15 protein-coding genes are annotated in these 19,406 nt (G+C 60.3%); 4 read left to right on the plus strand and 11 right to left on the minus strand.

Annotated features, from left to right (window positions below; translation table 11 throughout):
- The first annotated feature begins 206 nt into the window (after positions 1 to 206).
- A complete protein-coding gene (gene lexA / locus Q0C28_RS01095; protein WP_293572800.1) occupies positions 207 to 908 on the plus strand; it encodes a transcriptional repressor LexA in 702 nt (233 codons plus the stop codon).
- A gap of 172 nt (positions 909 to 1,080) precedes the next feature.
- Here the strand turns inward: lexA and Q0C28_RS01100 are convergent, their stop codons facing one another.
- Positions 1,081 to 3,201 (minus strand): ComEC/Rec2 family competence protein, encoded by a 2,121-nt coding sequence (locus Q0C28_RS01100; RefSeq protein ID WP_293572801.1) that lies wholly within the window; start codon positions 3,199 to 3,201, stop codon positions 1,081 to 1,083.
- A gap of 78 nt (positions 3,202 to 3,279) precedes the next feature.
- On the opposite strand from Q0C28_RS01100, the gene gltX reads away from it, so the two are divergent.
- The 3 genes from gltX (at position 3,280) to Q0C28_RS01115 (ending at position 7,319) form a co-directional block, all read left to right on the plus strand.
- Positions 3,280 to 4,680 (plus strand): glutamate--tRNA ligase, encoded by a 1,401-nt coding sequence (gene gltX / locus Q0C28_RS01105; protein ID WP_293572802.1) that lies wholly within the window; start codon positions 3,280 to 3,282, stop codon positions 4,678 to 4,680.
- A 142-nt stretch (positions 4,681 to 4,822) separates the two neighbouring features.
- Positions 4,823 to 6,118, plus strand: a complete 1,296-nt coding sequence (locus Q0C28_RS01110) for a citrate synthase (RefSeq protein WP_293572803.1) — start codon at positions 4,823 to 4,825, stop codon at positions 6,116 to 6,118.
- 295 nt (positions 6,119 to 6,413) lie between these two features.
- Positions 6,414 to 7,319, plus strand: coding sequence for a type I secretion protein (locus Q0C28_RS01115; protein WP_293572804.1), 906 nt, complete (start codon positions 6,414 to 6,416; stop codon positions 7,317 to 7,319).
- 172 nt (positions 7,320 to 7,491) lie between these two features.
- Here the strand turns inward: Q0C28_RS01115 and Q0C28_RS01120 are convergent, their stop codons facing one another.
- The 10 genes from Q0C28_RS01120 to Q0C28_RS01165 all read right to left on the minus strand — a co-directional run bounded on the left by Q0C28_RS01120 (position 7,492) and on the right by Q0C28_RS01165 (position 19,347).
- Positions 7,492 to 8,268 carry an enoyl-CoA hydratase-related protein gene (locus Q0C28_RS01120; RefSeq protein WP_293572805.1) on the minus strand — a complete coding sequence of 259 codons (777 nt, stop codon included), beginning with the start codon at positions 8,266 to 8,268 and terminating at the stop codon, positions 7,492 to 7,494.
- A gap of 115 nt (positions 8,269 to 8,383) precedes the next feature.
- Positions 8,384 to 8,872, minus strand: a complete 489-nt coding sequence (locus tag Q0C28_RS01125) for a cytochrome c-type biogenesis protein (RefSeq protein ID WP_293572806.1) — start codon at positions 8,870 to 8,872, stop codon at positions 8,384 to 8,386.
- Positions 8,869 to 10,833 (minus strand): heme lyase CcmF/NrfE family subunit, encoded by a 1,965-nt coding sequence (locus Q0C28_RS01130; protein ID WP_293572863.1) that lies wholly within the window; start codon positions 10,831 to 10,833, stop codon positions 8,869 to 8,871. Before Q0C28_RS01130 ends, Q0C28_RS01125 begins: the two co-directional genes overlap by 4 nt.
- 125 nt (positions 10,834 to 10,958) lie before the next feature.
- A complete protein-coding gene (locus Q0C28_RS01135) occupies positions 10,959 to 11,543 on the minus strand; it encodes a holin family protein (protein WP_293572807.1) in 585 nt (194 codons plus the stop codon).
- Positions 11,534 to 12,145 carry a holin-associated N-acetylmuramidase gene (locus tag Q0C28_RS01140; protein WP_293572808.1) on the minus strand — a complete coding sequence of 204 codons (612 nt, stop codon included), beginning with the start codon at positions 12,143 to 12,145 and terminating at the stop codon, positions 11,534 to 11,536. The genes Q0C28_RS01135 and Q0C28_RS01140 overlap by 10 nt, the downstream gene beginning before the upstream one ends.
- A gap of 168 nt (positions 12,146 to 12,313) precedes the next feature.
- On the minus strand, positions 12,314 to 12,760 hold the full coding sequence (gene ccmE, locus Q0C28_RS01145; RefSeq protein ID WP_293572809.1) for a cytochrome c maturation protein CcmE: 447 nt from the start codon (positions 12,758 to 12,760) through the stop codon (positions 12,314 to 12,316).
- 74 nt (positions 12,761 to 12,834) lie between these two features.
- On the minus strand, positions 12,835 to 13,863 hold the full coding sequence (gene argC / locus Q0C28_RS01150; RefSeq protein WP_293572810.1) for an N-acetyl-gamma-glutamyl-phosphate reductase: 1,029 nt from the start codon (positions 13,861 to 13,863) through the stop codon (positions 12,835 to 12,837).
- A 137-nt stretch (positions 13,864 to 14,000) separates the two neighbouring features.
- Positions 14,001 to 14,810, minus strand: a complete 810-nt coding sequence (locus Q0C28_RS01155; protein ID WP_293572811.1) for an aspartate/glutamate racemase family protein — start codon at positions 14,808 to 14,810, stop codon at positions 14,001 to 14,003.
- A gap of 20 nt (positions 14,811 to 14,830) precedes the next feature.
- A complete protein-coding gene (locus Q0C28_RS01160; RefSeq protein ID WP_293572812.1) occupies positions 14,831 to 15,709 on the minus strand; it encodes a lysophospholipid acyltransferase family protein in 879 nt (292 codons plus the stop codon).
- Between the two features lie 218 nt (positions 15,710 to 15,927).
- Positions 15,928 to 19,347: an indolepyruvate ferredoxin oxidoreductase family protein gene (locus tag Q0C28_RS01165; RefSeq protein WP_293572813.1), complete on the minus strand. Its 3,420-nt coding sequence runs from the start codon at positions 19,345 to 19,347 to the stop codon at positions 15,928 to 15,930.
- Positions 19,348 to 19,406 lie beyond the last annotated feature (59 nt).

Genomic DNA, 19,406 nt, shown 5'->3' on the forward strand with positions numbered 1-19,406 from the left:
GCGAATACACGTCTTCGAACTTCATAAGTCGAACTTCCTGTAACACTTCTGTCCGCTTCATAACGCCTCCTTTCGGAGACATGATAAAACCGGACAGATCGCATGTTACCTACACCGGACATATCGCTTGTTAGCGACAACCGACTTGACACAAAACGGGAACATGAGTAGAACAAAGCGAAACTGAGGCAAAGGAAAGGTCAATCATGCTGACGAAGAAGCAGTTGGATTTGCTCGATTTCATTAACACCCGCCTGCAAAAGGACGGTGTGCCCCCCAGTTTCGATGAAATGAAAGTTGCGCTGGATCTGCGGTCCAAATCCGGCATCCACCGACTGATCACCGCCTTGGAAGAGCGGGGGTTCATCCGCCGCCTTGCCCATCGCGCCCGCGCGATTGAGGTGATCCGCCTGCCAGAAAGCCTGCAGACCCCTGATAACGCGACCGCACAGGCAGCCGCAGCTGAAAGCGCCGCTGGTCCATCCGCAGATCTGTCCGATGTCCCAGCCGCCGCAACGATCGCCGCGATGGAACTGCCTGTCATGGGCCGCATCGCAGCAGGTGTCCCGATTGAAGCGATTAACCAGGTGTCGCATCAGGTTGCTGTGCCGGCCTCCATGCTGTCCGCCCAGGGGCAACATTTCGCGCTGGAGGTCAACGGCGACTCGATGATTGAAGCGGGCATCAACGACGGCGACATCGTGGTGATCCGGGAAACAGCTGTCGCAGATGACGGCGACGTGGTTGTGGCCCTGGTAGATGGGCAAGAGGCCACATTGAAACGGATCTACCGCAAAGGCACCACAATTTCACTGGAGGCGGCAAACCCGGCCTATGAAACCCGCCACTACCCCCAGGATATGGTGAAGGTACAGGGCCGCTTGGTCGGTCTGATCCGCAGCTATTGAGGGCAACCTCACCCCGCATATCGCGATAGGCAAGCGTTTCAGGCGCGTCAGACAGGCCTGTCACATAGGTCCCTCAAACTGGCTGCTCACAGAGATCGCTCTTAGATGCCAGTCATTCAGACTAATCAGGGGGCTGATACCCTGGCTGGTCGCGCAGCCTTCTTCGTAGATCTCAGTGTTGCGGCCTAAACCGCAGCGCGGGTGCGCCGGTCCAAAGACGCGCCCCCACATACTCTCGCGTACTGATCCATTTGCCATCGGGCAACAACGCGAGGCTGCCGCTCGCTTCCAATGCGGGCTGGTCCACAATCTGACAGTCGCCTTTCAGCGCCAGTTCCTTATCAGAAACCACCACATCGCCCAGGTCGCAGATCTGCCAGTCCGCGGCCGCGCGTTTTCCCATCAGATGGATGAGACGCCCACCAGATGGCAGCGCCGTCACCATGCTGCGGCTCGGCAGTTGACCAACCTGCCCTTCAGTTGCGTGAACCGGCCACAACCCAGCCGCAATGTCCTGTGGCACAGCGCTGGCATCATTCTCAGCCCAGCGTTCGGCGGCAAACGCCTTGCCCTGCGGCCGTGACAGGGCGCGCTCCTGCTCGGTCATGATCCCGACCAACCCGCCGTCTGGCGCCACCAAAACCAACGGGCGCTGCGCCGTCACCCACACCACCAGAGCCACCAGGCAGACTGGCACCCCGACCAACCGCAAGCGCCCTTTCCACAATATACAGAGCAAAGCGCCCAGCGAAATCACCGGCAGCACCATCGCAGGCGGCATTGGGATCAACCGCTGCGCTCCCTCGAGGCCAGCCACAAACTCCGCCACCAACAGGATCCAGCGGATGCCCAGATCCATCAACAGGAAACCGATCCAATCGCCCCCAATGGGCGACAAAAGTAGCGCCAGAACGGCCGCAGGCGCCACCAACGCCCCCATCACAGGGACCGCCAACACATTGGCAATCAATCCATATTGCGACATCACATTGAAATGGGCCGCAGCAAAGGGCGCGGTCGCCAGCCCCGCAACGACGGAGGAGACGACGATCCCCGTCAGACCGCGGATCAGTCGGTTTTGTGGTCGCCTCTGCCAATCGCGCAGAGCAGAAAACACCGCAATCAAACCCACGGTCGCGGCAAAGCTCATCTGAAACCCAGCGCTGATCAGCGCCTCTGGCGTATGGGTCAGGATGATCATTGCCGCCAGCGCCACGGACCGCAGCGACAGCGCCCGCCGGTCCAGCAGCACAGCCACCAACATCACAGCCGCCATGATATAGGCGCGAGTGCTGGCGACCAGGCTGCCCGAGACAAACAAATACACCGTCGCCGCCAGCAAGGCGCCCAATGCGGCCCATTTCTTACTATCGCAGCGCAATGCAACGGCCGGAACCAGCGCAATCGCAAAACGCAGACCGCCAAAGACCACCGCGGTCAGCAACCCCATATGCAGCCCGGAAATCGCCAAAAGATGCGCCAGATTGCTGGCCCGCAGATCCGACAGCGCCTCAAGCGGGATGCCAACCCGGTCGCCGGTGGTGATGGCCACGGCGAACCCGCCGGTGTCCGCTGGCATCCGTGACAGGATCTGCTTTGACAGGCCAGCGCGCAACCGGTCAATCCACAGGTCCGAGGTGGGCCGCGCAATCAGCAGCACGGGCACCCGGGTGTATCCAACGGCGCCCAATTGCAAAAACCAGGCATGGCGGCGGAAATCGAACCCCGCGGGCTCCACCGGGCCCTGCGGTGGCAACAGATGCGCGGTGGTCATCACCCGCGCACCGATCGGCGGCGCGGCGACGCCATCGGGCAGTGACACACGCACCCGCTCTGGTGTGCGCTCAGGCGGCAGCCTATCAAGGCGCAGGTCATCTAGCGTAATGCGCAACTTGTCACTTGCGGAGCGATCCACCAGCACCACCCGACCCTCGATGGCGCCATAGCTGCGCCCCTCCAGCACCGGCGCGGCAAGGGAATGGCTGCGGTCGCTTGCGACCAAAAAACCGGACAGGGCAATCGCCACGACCGTTGCACCGATGACGGCAACCTCTGGGACCGCTGTGATATCCGCAACCGTTCCACCCTGATCAGCACTGCGCCGCCGGGCAAGCCAGATCATCAGCAGACAGCCCAGAACCATCGCGGCCATCACCGCCAGGAGCGTCCCGCTGGGTTCCGATCGCAAGGCAAAGTAAGCCCCGATCCCGCTCCCGTAGATCACCGGCACCCAGGGAAACAGATCGCCGCGCTGGGATTGCAGAACCTGGTCAACCCGTTCGATGGGACCCATGCTTGCTCCTTGCCGCTTGGCTCGGTAGACAGGCGTCAAAACTAGCTCTCTTATGGTTTCCAAAAGGTAAATCACCGCATGTCCAAACCGGTCGTCACCCGTTTCGCCCCCTCTCCAACTGGCTTTCTGCACATCGGTGGCGCGCGCACCGCGTTGTTCAACTGGCTTTATGCCCGCGGTCGGGGTGGCAAGTTCCTTCTGCGGATCGAAGACACCGACCGCGAGCGCTCAACACCCGAAGCCACCGCAGCCATTCTGCAAGGGATGGCCTGGCTCGGTCTGGACCATGATGGCGAGGTTGTGAGCCAATTCGAAGGTGCCGCGCGCCATGCCGAGGTCGCGCATCAACTGCTGGCAGAGGGCAAGGCCTACAAGTGTTTTGCCACTCAGGACGAAATCGCGGCCTTCCGCGAACAGGCCAAAGCGGATGGGAAATCAACGCTCTACCGCTCACCCTGGCGCGATGCCGACGCGTCTGCGCATCCGGATGCGCCTTATGTGGTCCGCATCAAAGCACCGCAAGACGGCAGCACTGTGATCCACGACGAGGTGCAGGGGGATGTCACCATCCGCAATGACCAGTTGGACGACATGATCCTGCTGCGCTCGGACGGCACGCCGGTCTACATGCTGGCGGTTGTGGTCGATGACCATGACATGGGCGTCACCCATGTGATCCGCGGCGACGACCATCTGAACAACGCCGCCCGCCAAATGATGATTTATAACGCGATGGGCTGGGACGTCCCGGTCTGGGCCCATATCCCACTGATCCACGGCCCCGATGGCAAGAAATTGTCCAAACGGCACGGGGCTTTGGGCGCGCAGGAATACCAGATCATGGGCTACCCTGCGGCAGGCATGCGCAACTATCTCGCGCGCCTGGGCTGGAGCCATGGGGATGACGAATATTTTACGGACGCGCAGGCCAAAGAGTGGTTTAATCTCGATGGGATCGGCAAGAGCCCGGCGCGCTTTGACACCAAGAAACTGGAAAACCTCTGTGGCCAGCATATCGCGGCGGCAGATGATGCTGCGTTGCGGAATGAACTGCAGGCGTTTTTGATCGCTGCGGGTCAGACACCGCTAAGTGACGCACAGTCAGAAAATATTGAACGCGCAATGTACTGCCTGAAAGATCGGGCGAAGACATTCCCTGAACTGACTGAAAAAGCACACTTTATCCTGACCAAACGCCCGATTGAGCGCGACGAGAAAGCCACAAAAGCGCTGTCATCTGTATCCGACGGTATACTGGAAGAATTGACGCCGCAGTTGCAAAATGCTAGCTGGACGCGAGACGATCTGGAGGCCTGTCTGACTGCGTTCGCAGATGCACAGGGTACAAAGTTTGGCAAATTGGCCGGTCCCCTGCGGGCTGTGCTTGCCGGACGTGCGGTAACCCCTTCAGTTTTCGACATGATGCTGATTCTGGGCCGGGATGAAACACTGGCCCGGCTCACCGATGTGACTGGATGAACTGCAGAGGTGCCCGCCGGGGCCATTAACCTCCAAGTAAGCCGGACACGCTATGACCTCACCTGCACCTAATACGTGCAGGTGCTGCCTGCACAGAGCTGGATAATACCCGCCTAAGTGCCTGTATCAGGAAGGGACATCTATGACCGATACACAGAAAACCGCCCAGCTGAGTCTGAATGGCGAAACTTACGAGCTTCCCATGTTCTCGCCAAGCGCCGGGCCTGATGTTCTGGATATCCGCAAACTCTACGCTCAGGCGGGTGTGTTCACCTATGACCCGGGCTTTACCTCGACCGCCAGCTGCGACAGCACAATCACCTATATCGATGGTGGCAAAGGCGAGTTGCTGCACCGTGGATATCCGATTGACCAGCTGGCGTCCAAATCCCACCACCTGGAAGTCTGCTATCTGCTGCTGTACGGCGAACTGCCAACCGCGGCACAGCTGGAAGACTTCGAAACCCGCGTAACCCGCCACACGATGGTGCATGAGCAGATGCTCAACTTCTTCCGTGGGTTCCGTCGCGATGCGCATCCGATGGCCACGCTGGTCGGCGTTGTGGGGGCGATGTCCGCCTTCTATCACGACTCCACCGACATCAACGATCCCTGGCAGCGCGAAGTGGCGGCCGTCCGCCTGATCGCCAAACTGCCCACCATCGCAGCGATGGCCTACAAATATTCCATCGGCCAGCCGTTTGTGTATCCGCGCAACGATCTGGATTATGCAGCGAACTTCCTGCACATGTGTTTCTCGGTCCCGGCCGAAGAATACCATGTTGACCCGATCCTGGCCCGCGCCATGGACCGGATCTTCATCCTGCACGCCGATCACGAACAGAACGCCTCCACCTCGACAGTGCGTCTGGCGTCCTCGTCCGGTGCCAACCCGTTCGCCTGTATCGCCGCTGGTATTGCCTGCCTCTGGGGGCCGGCACATGGTGGTGCGAACCAGGCATGTCTGGAAATGCTCAAGGAAATCGGCACTGTTGACCGCATCCCTGAGTTCATCGCCCGCGCCAAGGACAAGAACGATCCGTTCCGCCTGATGGGCTTTGGCCACCGGGTCTACAAGAACACCGACCCGCGCGCCAAAGTGCTGAAGCAATCGGCGGATGAGGTTCTGGAACTGCTCGGCGTTGAAAACAACCCACTCCTGCAGGTCGCCAAGGAACTGGAACAGACCGCGCTGAACGATGAATACTTCATCGAAAAGAAACTGTTCCCGAATGTCGATTTCTATTCCGGCATCATTCTGGAGGCCATGGGCTTCCCGACCTCGATGTTCACGCCAATCTTCGCGCTGTCGCGCACCGTTGGCTGGATTTCGCAGTGGAAGGAAATGATCGCAGATCCACAGAACAAAATTGGCCGCCCGCGTCAGCTGTATCTGGGTGAAACCGCGCGCGACTACGTGGATATCGAAAACCGCTGATCGCAACAGTGCTGGATCGTCCAGCACGCACAGCACGCGAACCAATTGCCCCCTGCTGACCCAGCAGGGGGCTTTTTTGTTCCCACAAACCGGGTGCGATGCAGGGACACACCCATAAGGTTCAAACCACGCCTGCAACAATGCGGCCCAATACCGAAAACTGTTTCCAGAAACAGGGAAAATTAACCCTGTTTCCCGCAATTTTAGCAGTATTTTCATATTCCTTTGACCGCCACACTTCCGCCGCAGTACCGCGTTAACACAACATTAAGATATTCTTTGACGGGAGTGCGGCATGATCGCTCTGATTTCTTTGCTGGGCATTGGGATGCCGGCTGGTTTGGTCCTGACCGATAGTGACGACGACACCAGCGATGACAGCGCAGCGAGCGGGCCAACCGACACGGCGGGCAACAGCATTGAACCCGAATTCCTCGGCACCTCCGGCAACGACCTCCTGTTTGGCACCGGCGCAGCCGAGGCGATCATGGCAGACGACGGCAATGACAGCGTCGATGCCCGCGGCGGCGATGACCGCATCGAAGGCAACGATGGCAATGACGACATCGACGGCGGTGACGGCGATGACAACCTGTTCGGCGATGCGGGCAACGACCGGTTGATGGGCGGCGTTGGTGATGATTTTTCACACGGCGGCGCGGATGACGACACGCTCGTCGACGGGCGCGGCAGCGATCATTTGGTGGGCGGTCAGGGCGATGATCTCATCATTGGTTCCGGCATTTTTGATCTCGGCCGCTACGAAGATTTCGTGCAGGGCCGACTGACTGCCAGCAGCGTGGAAGAGGTCGATCAACTGCTGGACTATGACATCACCCGCGACACTGATACCGCAGGCGACACGATCAACGCCGGTGCTGGTGATGATGGGATCATCTTCGGCATTGATGACACCGTGACCGGCGGCGACGGCGCGGACAGTTTCGAAACCGGCATCTGGCTGGAAGATGAAAGCGATCAGGCCACCATCACCGATTTCACCGGCACTGATGATCGTCTGATCTACTACTATCTGGAGGGGGAACCCGATCCCGATCTCGAGGTGGTGACCCGCGACAACAACACTGGCGGCACCGATGCCTTTCTGGTCGCCAATGGCGAGGAAGTCGTGCGGCTGGTGAACGCGGGTGGCGATTTCAACATCGAAGACCACGTGACCCTGATCGCTCGCCCTGCATAACTGCTCACCCTGCCTGGCGGCTCAGCACTGGGCCCGTATCCGGCGGCGCCCCTGTGTGATCCTCCGGAACCACTACAAAAGCCGCCGAAATTTCGGCGGCTTTGACGTTGCGATTTGGCGCAGTTTACGGGCCCTGCCACGCCGCTGCCACCCCCCGCCAGAGGCGAGCCTGTCAGCGGCCTTCGAATTTGGCGGGCCGTTTTTCCATGAAAGCCGTCACGCCCTCCATGAAATCACGGGTCTTGCCGCATCCCCCTTGCAGATGCGCCTCCTCCGACAGCTGTTCGGGCAGTGAATTGCCATAGCTCTGGCGGATCGCAGTCTTGATCGCCGCAAAGGCCTGCGTCGGGCCATTGGCCAGATAGGCCGCGCGGTCACGCCAATGGGCGTCAAAGGCGCTGTGCTCGACCGCTTCCCAGATCATGCCCCAGTCGCTGGCCTGCTGGGCGGTGATCCGATCGGCAAACAGCGCGGCCCCCATCGCTTTGGCCAGACCCATCTGCCGAGGCAAGAACCAGGTCCCACCCGCATCCGGGATCAGGCCAATGCGCGAAAACGCCTGCATGAAAAACGCCTGATCGCTGGCAATCACCACATCCGCCGCCAGCGCCAGATTGGCCCCAGCCCCAGCTGCAGGACCGTTCACCGCGGCAAGCGTCGGCACCGGGCAATTGTAAATCGCCTCCAGCATGGGCGTGTATTCATCCCGCAGCGTCCGCTCCAGATCCAGTTTGCCGCGATGGCCCGCGTCCGACAGATCCTGTCCGGAGCAAAACGCACTACCCGCGCCAGTGATCACAACAGCGCGTGCATCCCGAACGGCCTGTTGCAGCGCATGGGTGATCTCCGCGCGCATCAACCCTGTCAGCGCATTCATCTTTTCAGGACGGTTCAGCGTGACAATGGCCAGGCCATCCGACAGCGCATACTGAATTTCCTTGTAGTCCATTGCCGTCCCTCATGTTTGGTGGTCGCTGCAGAGTTGCTTATGCAAGGCCACAGGAAAAGGCAAACGCCGCGTAACCCCGCGAAAAATCCGCCGCACGACAAAGGCCTGCATCGGGTCAGTCTTTCAGGATGCGGTCCAACTGGGCTTTTTCCTGCGCGGTGAGCGCGTCGCCAGCCGCGGCCTCCTGCTCTGCCGCGGCGCTGCGGCCCCGCAGGTAGAACCCGGCCATCATCAGCGCCAGCAGCAACATCCCCGGCCCCGCCGCATACAACAGCCAGTTGGCACCTGTGACCTTGGGATTCAGCAGCACATATTCGCCATAGCGGTCCACGATAAAGGCCATCGCCTCTTCATCGCTGTCCCCCGCCACGAGCCGTTCCCGCACCAGCAAGCGCAGGTCACGGGCCAAATCCGCGTTGCTTTCATCGATGCTTTCGTTGCGGCACACCAGGCAGCGCAGGTCCTTGGACAGCAGTCTCGCCCGGGCCTCCAGCGCGGGATCCTCCAGGATTTCGTCCGGCTGAACGGCAAACACAGGATGTGGCAGCGCCACAAAGCCAACAGTTGCTGCCAACACCAGGGAAGAGAGCGTTTTGCGGATCATTCTGCAGGCACCCCGGATGAAGGACGCCGACGCGCGCCCGCCGCCACTCTGAACCGGCGATCACTGAGGCTGAGGAACCCGCCCAAAGCCATCAGCGCGCTGCCAAGCCAGATCCAGTTTGCGAGCGGCTTGATGTAGGTGCGCACGGTCCAGCCGCCGTTTGATTGCTGATCGCCGATCACCACATAGAGATCGCGCAAGAACCGGTAATCAATCGCAGCCTCCGTGGTGGGCATCTGTGCCACGGGATAGTCGCGTTTTTCCGGGTTCAGCACGGCGATGAATTTGCCTGCTTTGGTGACCTCGATATCCGCCATGGTGCTGAGATAGTTGGGCCCTGTGACGCGGCGCACATCCTTCAGCTCCAAGGTGTAGGGACCAACAGCAAAGGGTTTGTCGATCTCGGCAACGCGAATGTCCTCCGCCTGCCAGGCGGTCAGCCCGGCCACGGCAAACATGGTGACGCCAAGACCCGCGTGGGCAACAGCCTTGCCCCAATCCGCCCGTGGCAGGCGCAGCAGACGGCCAAACCGATCGGACGCGCCAGCGCGTATCCACAGATCAGCCGCCGCGCCAAACACCACCCAGGCACCCAGGAACAAACCAATCGGACCCAGGCCAGAGCGACCGGTTTGGATGGCCCAGGCCAACACCCCAAGCGCAATCACCAAGACAAAGACAAATCGCAGCCGCCAGGCCGTACGCCCCAGCACGCCGCGTTTCCACGGCAGCATCGATCCAACCGGCAGGATCAACCCAAGCACCACCATGAAGGGGGTAAAGGCCGCATCGAAAAACGGAGGCCCGACGCTCAATTTGCGGTCAAAGGCCATTTCCGCAACGACCGGCCAGAGCGTGCCGAAAAACACCACAAAACAGCTGACCGCGAGCAGGATGTTGTTGGCCACCAGCGCGGTCTCCCGGCTGACAACGCCAAAGACACCTTTGGCCTGCATCGCCTGGGCCCGTAGCGCGAACAGTGTCAGCGCACCACCGGTGAAGACCGCCAGAATGATCAGAATGAACACACCGCGTTCCGGATCATTGGCAAAGGCATGCACCGACGTCAAAAGACCAGAGCGGACGATGAATGTGCCAATCAGTGAGAAGCCAAAAGCCAGGATCGCCAACAGGATGGTCCAGCTTTTGAGGCTTTCGCGTTTTTCAACCACAATAGCGGAATGCAACAGCGCAGCAGCCAGGAGCCAGGGCATAAAGGAGGCGTTTTCCACCGGGTCCCAGAACCAGAACCCACCCCAACCCAATTCGTAATAGGCCCACCAGGAGCCAAGCGCGATGCCGATGGTCAGAAAGACCCAGGCCGCCAGGGTCCAGGGCCGCACCCAGCGGCCCCAGGCGGCATCCACGCGGCCTTCGATCAGGGCCGCCACGGCAAAGGAGAAGGCCATCGAGAGCCCGACATAGCCGAGGTATAGAAACGGAGGGTGGAACGCGAGGCCAGGGTCCTGCAGCAGCGGGTTCAGATCCTGGCCGTCGAACGGTGGCACAGAAAGCCGCAGAAACGGGTTCGACGTGAACAGGATAAACGCAAAAAACGCCACCCCGATCGAGGCCTGCACCGCCAGCACCCGCGCCTTCAGCGTTGGTGGCAAACCGTTGCCAAACACCGATGCCAGCGCACCAAACAGCGCAACGATCAGCACCCATAGCAGCATGGAGCCTTCGTGGTTGCCCCATGTGCCGCTTATTTTATAGAGCATCGGCTTCGCCGAATGGCTGTTCAGCGTCACCAGCCGCAACGAGAAATCAGAGGTCACAAAGGCCCATGTGAGGGCGCCGAAGGAAAACGCCGTGAACAGGAATTGTGCCTGCGCAGCCGGAACCGCAATCGCCATCCAACCCGGCCAGCGGTAATGCGCACCAATCAGGGGCACCACCATCTGGACCATGGCAATAACAAACGCGAGGATCAGGGCGAAATGACCGAGTTCTGTAATCATGCTGCGTTTATATGCCGAACCAGAAGGCGGGCCAATCGCAATCGGCGCGTCCTCACGCCGCAGTGAAAGCGGGTGAACACCGCCGCTGCGTTCGCGCCAAAGATGAGCAGACGCGATAAAACCCATCATTGCCCGCCCCTGTTTTTGCGCTGCATCCAGGCCTGCAGCGCAGGGTTTGCCTCTGGGAGCGGGTCTGGATCAATCTCAACCAGCTGGTCCTGTTCTGGCGCATCGTCATGCTGCGTCAGGCTGCGGACCCGGCGGGCCACTTGTGGTGCCTCGAACAGGTGGCCGGCGATATCCTGTTGAAACTCCTGATGTTTCAATTGCTGACGCGCACCAAAATAGAATGTCACGATAACCCCCAGCAGCCACCACAAGGGCTCTGGGACCAAGGCCAAGCCCTGCATCCGCGCGGCAAACCACAGGGGATCGACCATCGCAGCGCCCAGCAGCGCCAGCGTGCCAAGCGCGAGCATCGGCCGTGGCAACCGGTTGAGCCCATCGACAAAGCGGTCAAACCGCCCTTTGCGGGGCTGGGTGAATTCGGCGGCAAACTGTGCCAGGGCAGCGGACTGATGGTCGTGGCGGCGCTGCCCCGCTGCCTCGGCGTTTTCGCGAAACACCTCCATCGTTTCGACCACCAGATTGCGGTCCCGGCCAAACAGCCCCTGGATCAAATCCTGCAACACACCCGTGATCATCCCCATGACGTCACCCGCGCGTCAAATTCCTGCTGCGACAGGTGATAGGTCGGCGACATGAACGCCTCGGCCCGGGTGATCCAGCCGCCTTTGCCACCGCGTCGAGTGCGGGCGTATTTGCGGCTGGCTGGACGCCGGTCTGCGATCGCGAAGTAGTAATTGCGCCGCGCCACCCCATAGGCATCCCGCAGCGCGACGCGGCCAACCTCCGCAGCTTTGCGTGCCGCACCCGATGTTTGCGGGCCGATCCGCCCATCAACATCCACCGCATAACCCATCTGACACAGCAGTCGCTGCAGGATGCGCACCGCGTTGTCCCCTGCGTTCACGTACATATCAAACACCGATGGCTGCAGAATATCCGGCAACGCCCCGAGCCTTGGCTGATCGAAGTAATATTTGACGTAGAGGTCGACCGCCTGCGCCTGGCTGATGCGGGCCACATCCTGGGCATCGACCCGGCCATCCCCGGTCAGGTCCAGACCAAGACGGCGCATGGTGCCGATGGTGACGCCATGGTTGGTCACCCCACCGGGATCGTCGGGGTCGTTCACGAACCCGCCTTCGCGGGCGACAATCTCTTCGGCAATGGCTTTGATATCCTGCATGGTCGGATCCTTTTGTGACAAAAGTTCAGACCATGAGGATGTCAGACAAAAATGAGCGCCCCCCGACCAGGGCGCGCGCAGGGGTGGCAACACTGGCCACTGCGATTTGAAACCAATGAGTTGTGGAGTGCGTGAGCCGGCCCTGATCAGGGCCGGGCAATCCCAGGGTCAGCTCTCGTCAGAGCCTTTGTAGACGCCTTGTTCCTTCAACGCGTCCACGACCTCTTTCGGCATGTAGGTTTCATCGTGTTTTGCAAGAATTTCAGTCGCCTGGAAGACACCGTTGATGTAACGACCAGTGCCAACCATCCCTTCGTTTTCGGTGAAGAGATCAGGCAGAACCCCGGTGAAGGCGACAGGCACGCTGGCCCCGCCATCGGTGACGGAGAAGCGCACGGTTTCGCCCTGCCCGCGCACGATGCTGCCCTCTTCAACCAGACCACCGATCCGGAACACTTCCGTTTCGACGGGCGGTTCGGCCACGACCTGACTGGGCGAGCGGAAGAAATTGATCCCTTCGCGCATCGCATACCCGATGAGCGCTGTGGACACCACCAAGGCTGCGGTGGCCAGCATGATGACCTGGATCCTGCGTTGTTTCTTCAGCGACTTCATCGGGGCCTCTTTGCGTCGTCTGGGAGCGTCTTGGCACGGCGGCCAGTCAGCACCTGGTATCGGGATGTGGCGCCCTAGGGGAACAGGGGCGCCATCATCAATCCGGCGGTTTCATCCTCACCTAACATCAGGTTTGCGTTCTGCAAGGCCTGGCCACTGCTACCTTTTGTCAGGTTATCGAGCGCTGCAACCACAATGGCGCGCCCGTCGAGGCGATCCTGCACCACGCCGATATGGCAGAAGTTGGAGCCCCGCACATGGTGGGTCGATGGGGCCTCGCCAAACGGCAGCAGCGCGATGAAAGGTTCGTCGGCATAGGCCTTGGCAAAGGTATCATAGATCGTCTGAGCGTCGCCTTTGACATAGACGGTTGCCAGAATGCCGCGGTTTGCGGGCAGCAGATGCGGGGTGAACTGAACCTTCACCGGACGGCCAGCGATCTTGCTGAATTCCTGATCAAACTCGCCCAGATGCCGGTGGGTGCTGCCCAATGCATAAGCATGATAGCCCTCGCTCAGCTCGGCATGTAGCAGGTTTTCCTTCAGGCTCCGCCCCGCGCCAGAAACCGCGCATTTCAGATCAAGGATGATGTCGTCGAGATCAATGACCCCCGCGCTGATCAGCGGGCGCAGCGCAAACTGCCCGGTCGCCGCGTTGCAGCCGGTCCCGGCCACAAGCCGAGCGGCCTTGATCTCTTCGCGGTAGAATTCAGTCAACCCGTAGACCGCTTCGCCCTGCATGTGGACCGCGGAATGGGCATTGCCGTACCATTTTTCGTATTCCGCCGGGTCGCGCAGCCGGAAGTCCGCGGACAGATCAACGATTTTCAGATCCGCAGGCAGGGCTGCAATCACCTCTTGGCTGGTTTTATGCGGCAGGGCGCAGAAACACAGATCGATGTCAGTGAAATCAATTTCGCCAATCTTACAGAGGGTTGGCAGATCGAGATGCCGCAGATGCGGGAACACATCCGCCATAGCCAGGCCCGCTTTGCGCTCTGCCGACAGGGCTGCGATGGTCAGGGAAGGGTGCTGGGCAATCAAACGGACGAGTTCGGCGCCCGTGTAGCCGGATGCGCCAAGAATAGCCACTTTATGGGTCATATCGGACCTCTTCATACTCGGGGTAAATCAGGGTGTGGCACGGGTGTCATGCCAGGCAGACTATCAGATCTGCAGCGGGCGGGCTTTGTCACAGGTCAAAAAGCGGACAAAGCCATGCCAATCGCCGCGCGCCTCAATCAGGCGGATTGAAAGGTGATTTCTCGTCGCAAAAATTGCGTCGCGCGGGTGCTGACGCGGCTGGCATCACCGGTGGTGAGATATCCGCCCTCGCCAGAACCCAGCATCTGTGGGTGCCGGGTGAGATAATCGGCCAAGCTATCCGCCACCAGATTGCCCTGGCTGAACACGGTCACATCCGGGCCGAGCGCTGCCTGAAACGCCTCTTCCATCAGCGGATAATGCGTGCAGCCCAGGATCGCGGCCTCGGGCTTGGGCATTTTGCGCAGCAGCGCGTCCACATGGCTTTTGACCAGGGCTTCCGCCAGGATCATGTCGCCATCTTCGATGGCATCCACCAGACCGCCGCAGGACTGCGCCTCTACGTCAACGCCGATGGCGCGAAACGCCAGTTCCCGTTGAAACGCGCGGCTTGCCACCGTGGCCGGTGTCGCAAAGAGCGCGACATGTTTGGTGGCCACTTCCCGTGGCGGGGAATTGTCCCCCCACTGCCGTTCGGTGAGCGCCTCGATCAGGGGCACAAAGACACCCAGCACCCGTTTGCCCTCGGGCACGCCCGCTTCTTGCATCCGGCGCAGTGCCGCTGCAGAGGCGGTGTTGCAGGCCAGAATGACCAGATCACAGCCACGCGCCCACATTTGATGGACGGCGTCGTTGGTCAGTTGAAACACATCCTCAGCATCTCGCACCCCGTAAGGCGCGCGCGCGTTATCGCCGAAGTAGAGAAACTCCACATCGGGAAGCCGCCGTTGCGCGGCATCCAGAACGGTCAGCCCGCCCAGGCCGGAATCGAAGATACCTACAGCCATCTGTCTCTCTCGTTGCCCGCTTAGACGCGGTGTTTGTGCTCGAACTCATACCCGTATGCCACGGATTTGAGCGACGTCGGAGATAGCTCATACGTTGCTTTGCGCAGGAAATCCATCATTGCTTTTGTCTCACCCGCAAGCGGATCGAGAACATCGCGCCCGATCGGCTCGCCGATGACCACGCGGACCGGTGTGTCGACGCGTTTTTTGAACTCCTGGATCAACAAACCCATGCGCAATGTCGCGTGCATATGGCTGGCAATCTGAAACAGACGCGAGGTATGGCCGTCGAAAAACACCGGCACCACAACCGCCTCTGATTTGGCGATCATCCGGGCCGTAAAACCCCGCCAGCCTGGATCCATAGGATGCGCAAAGGGCGTCACCCCCGTGGACACCGTCCCGCCCGGAAAAATACCAATGGCACCGCCCTGCCCGAGGTACTCGAGAGCGGTCTTGCGGGTCATCAGATTGGTGCGCATCGCCTCTTTGGTTTCGGCGAAATCAACGGGGAGGATCACCTTGTTGAGATCTTCTGCCCGGCGGAACACCTGATGGGCAAGGATGCGGAAATCGCCGCGCGTCTCAGCCAGAATATGGCCCATCATCAGCCCATCCAGAATGCCGTAGGGATGGTTTGCGATCAGGACCGCGGGTTGGTCCGCAGGAATATTGCACAGCGCGCCGCCCACGATATCAAGTGTCAGCCCGTAGCGGTCGGCCATCACGCTCCAGAAACTGCGCCCGGCGGCGATCTCCTGCTCATACCCTGCGGCCCGCCGGATAAGGCTGAGACGGCCGGTTGTGTTTTCCATCAGCCGGATCATCGCGCGCCCGGCACGGGTTGAGGCGGAATGCGCGTAGGAAATGTCGCGGGTGAGATGGCGCTGTGCCTGCATGGTGGCGTCTCCGTCTTGTCTCGCAGGATCTGGTCTCGCAGGATCTGTCTAGACCCGGAGCGATCCATGCGACAGATCCATGACAAAGGTGTGACAGCCTGCGGTGTTCCGCCCGACCATAAAAACAGGGCGCCCTGATGAGAGAGCGCCCTGCAAAAGACTGGTGTTGGCTGGCAGTGTTTATCGCCAGTGTCTATCGCCGATGTTCACTGCAGGGCTTACTGCGCCGCGGTCTTCATCGGTTCGCCACCTTGGCGCAGCAGTGCCAAGATCTCTTCGCGCCGTTTTGCGGCCTTGGCGGCGTTGTCTTCTTTCACCGGGCCAAAGCCGCGAATGTCCAAAGGTAGCTCTGCCAGTGCGATCAGTGGCTCCATGATTTCTGGCGCTGCTTTGGGCAGCCATTCCTTCATGTCGGCCTCATATTGCGCGATCAGCGCCCGCTCCATCCGCCGCTCGGCGGTGTAGCCGAACACATCCAGCGGGGTGCCACGCAGCGTTTTGAACTTCGCCAGAAGACGCAGCCAACGCTCCAGGCCCGGGCCAAACTTGCGTTTCTTGGGTCGCCCGTTCGGGTCCTTCCCAGTGAGCATGGGCGGCGCGAGATTGTAGGAGATCTTCAGATCGCCTTCGAATTCGGCTTCTGCCTTTTCCCGGCTCGACAGCAACAGGCGGGCGACCTCGTATTCGTCCTTGTAGGACAACAGCTTGTGATAGCCCTTTGCGACCGCTTCCTTCAGCGCCTTGTCCGAAATACCGGCGAGCAGTTTGCCATAGCGCTTGGCCAGGCGTGGACCCTGATAGTCGACCAACTGCGCCTTGCGGAAGGCGATTTTCTCCTCCAGCGACTTGGGCAGTTCGACCACATTGGGCGCCATCAGACGCGCGGCCTCCTGTGGGTAGAGCACCGCCCAGCGACCGATGTCAAAGGCGCGCAGGTTGCGCTCCACCGCTGCGCCATTGAGCGTGATGGCCTGCTGGATCGCCTTCAGCGAGATCGGCAACAGACCGCGCTGCCAAGCCGCGCCAAAGACCATCATGTTCGAAAAGATCGAATCTCCCATGCTGACGCGGGCGAGGTCCGAGGCGTCAAACAGATCCAGACGATCCCGCAACCGTGCTTCCAACGCCACTTGCAGGCGGTCACTTGGGATCTGGAATTCGGTGTTGCGGGTGAAATCACCGGTGATGATCTCGTGGCTGTTGACCACGGCGCCGGTCTTGCCGGTTTTCATCAGGCCGATGGTTTTCGCCCCGGCTGACACCACCAGATCCCCGCCGATCAGGGCATCACATTCACCTGTGGACACACGGATTGCGCTGATATCCTCGGGTTTGTTGGCGATGCGGCAATGGATATGGACTGCGCCGCCCTTCTGGGCAAGGCCAGCCATTTCCATCATGCCTGCGCCCTTGCCATCAATCTGCGCGGCCTGTGCCAGCACCGCACCGATGGTGACAACCCCCGTGCCGCCGACGCCAGTGATCACAACATTATGAGTGCCCTGGATGGTCGGCAGCTCCGGTGTCGGCAGATCCGGCAGGTCCAATGCGGCGGTCGGTTCCTTGCGGATCTTTGCGCCTTCGATGGTGAGGAAGGACGGGCAGAACCCTTTGACGCAGCTGAAATCCTTGTTGCAGGAGGATTGATCAATTGCGCGCTTGCGGCCAAGTTCCGTTTCCTTGGGCACCACAGAGACACAGTTGGACTGCACCCCGCAGTCGCCACAACCTTCGCAGACGTCGAAGTTGATGAACACGCGCTGGTCAGGATCCGGGAACAGGCCCTTTTTGCGGCGGCGGCGTTTTTCAGCCGCACAGGTCTGCACATAGATGATGGCAGAAACGCCTGCGACCTGTTCGAACTCCTTCTGCACGGTCATCAACTCGGCCCGTTCATGCATCCGCATACCTGCTGGGAACAGGCTGGCGTTGACGTCCTCTTTTTCGTCGTAGACCACGGCGATGGTTTTGACGCCCATGGCCGTCAACTCATGGGCAATCTGCTGCGCACTCAGGCCGCCCTCTGCCTCCTGCCCGCCGGTCATGGCGACAGCGTCGTTGTAGAGGATCTTGAAGGTGATGTTGGTGCCTTCGGCCAATGCCGCGCGGATCGCCTGCACACCGGAGTGGTTGTAGGTGCCGTCGCCGAGGTTCTGGAACACATGGGTGCGGTTCGAGAACGGTGCCTCCCCGACCCAGTTCACGCCCTCGCCCCCCATATGGGTGAAGCCAGTGGTTTCACGGTCCATCCACTGCACCATGAAGTGGCAGCCGATACCGGCATAGGCGCGCGAGCCATCAGGCAATTTGGTGGAGGAGTTGTGCGGACAGCCCGAGCAGAAATATGGCAGGCGGGCGGCGATTTCCTCTGCATTGTCAGAGCGTTTTGCATCCTCCAGCGCGGTCATACCCGCACGGATGGCCTCGGTCTCGCGCCCTTCTTCGATCAGGATCTGCCCCAGTTTTTCAGCGATCATAATCGGATCAAGCGCGTATTTCGTCGGGAACAGCTCCTCGCGGTGCATCGCGCCCGCGCCGCCCTTGTACCAGCCATAGACACGGCGGCCGCGGCGGTCATCAAAGATGGCTTCTTTGATCTGGATCTCGATCAGCTTGCGCTTTTCTTCGACCACAACAATCAGGTCGAGCCCATCGGCCCATTCGTTGAACCCTTTCATGTCCAGCGGCCAGGTCTGACCCACCTTATAGGTGGTGATCCCCAACCGTTCGGCCATGGTTTCATCGATGTTCAAGAGTGACATCGCATGCACCAGATCGAGCCAGTTCTTGCCAGCAGCGACAAAGCCGATCTTGGCACCCGGCTTGCCCCACATCCGCTTGTCCATCTTATTGGCGTGGCTGTAGGCCTCTGCCGCAAAGCGTTTGTAGTCGATGATGCGGTTTTCCTGGCGGAACCGGTCGTCATCCAGACGGATGTTCAGCCCATCTGCAGGCATATCGAATTCTGGTGTGACCAAAGACATCCGATCAGGGTTGCCATCCACCACAGATGTGACCTCAATCGTGTCTTTCATCGTCTTCAGCCCAGTCCAGAGGCCGGAAAACCGGCTCAGACCAATGCCATAGATGCCATAGTCGAGAATTTCCTGCACCCCAGCCGGGCTGACAATCGGCAGGTAGCAATCCATCAGCGCCCATTCGGACTGATGCAGCACGGTCGAGCTTTCGCCCGTGTGGTCATCGCCCATCGCCATCACGACGCCGCCGTATTTGGAGGATCCAGCCATATTGGCGTGACGGATGGCATCGCCAGAGCGGTCCACCCCCGGCCCCTTGCCGTACCACAGACCAAAGACACCGTCATATTTGCCTTCGCCGCGCACCTCAGCCTGCTGCGCGCCCCACAGAGCGGTCACGGCGAGATCTTCGTTCAGCCCGTATTGGAAGGTGACATCGCTGGCGGTAAGGTGTTTTTCCGCCCGTTTCATCTGCATGTCGACCGCACCGAGCGGCGAGCCGCGGTATCCGGTGACCAGCCCTGCGGTGTTCAACCCTGCCTGGCGATCGCGGTGTTTTTGCATCAACATCAGACGCACCAGCGCCTGGGTTCCGTTCAACATGACCTGCGATTTGGTCAGATCAAACTTGTCATTCAGCGAGATCTTCTGCGTGCTCATTCTTGGCCTCCCCAGCCTCGACTAGCTTGCTGCATACCCTGAAATAATAGGTCACAATT

It is taken from the genome of Phaeobacter sp., from assembly GCF_022825805.1.
Classification (GTDB): domain Bacteria; phylum Pseudomonadota; class Alphaproteobacteria; order Rhodobacterales; family Rhodobacteraceae; genus Phaeobacter.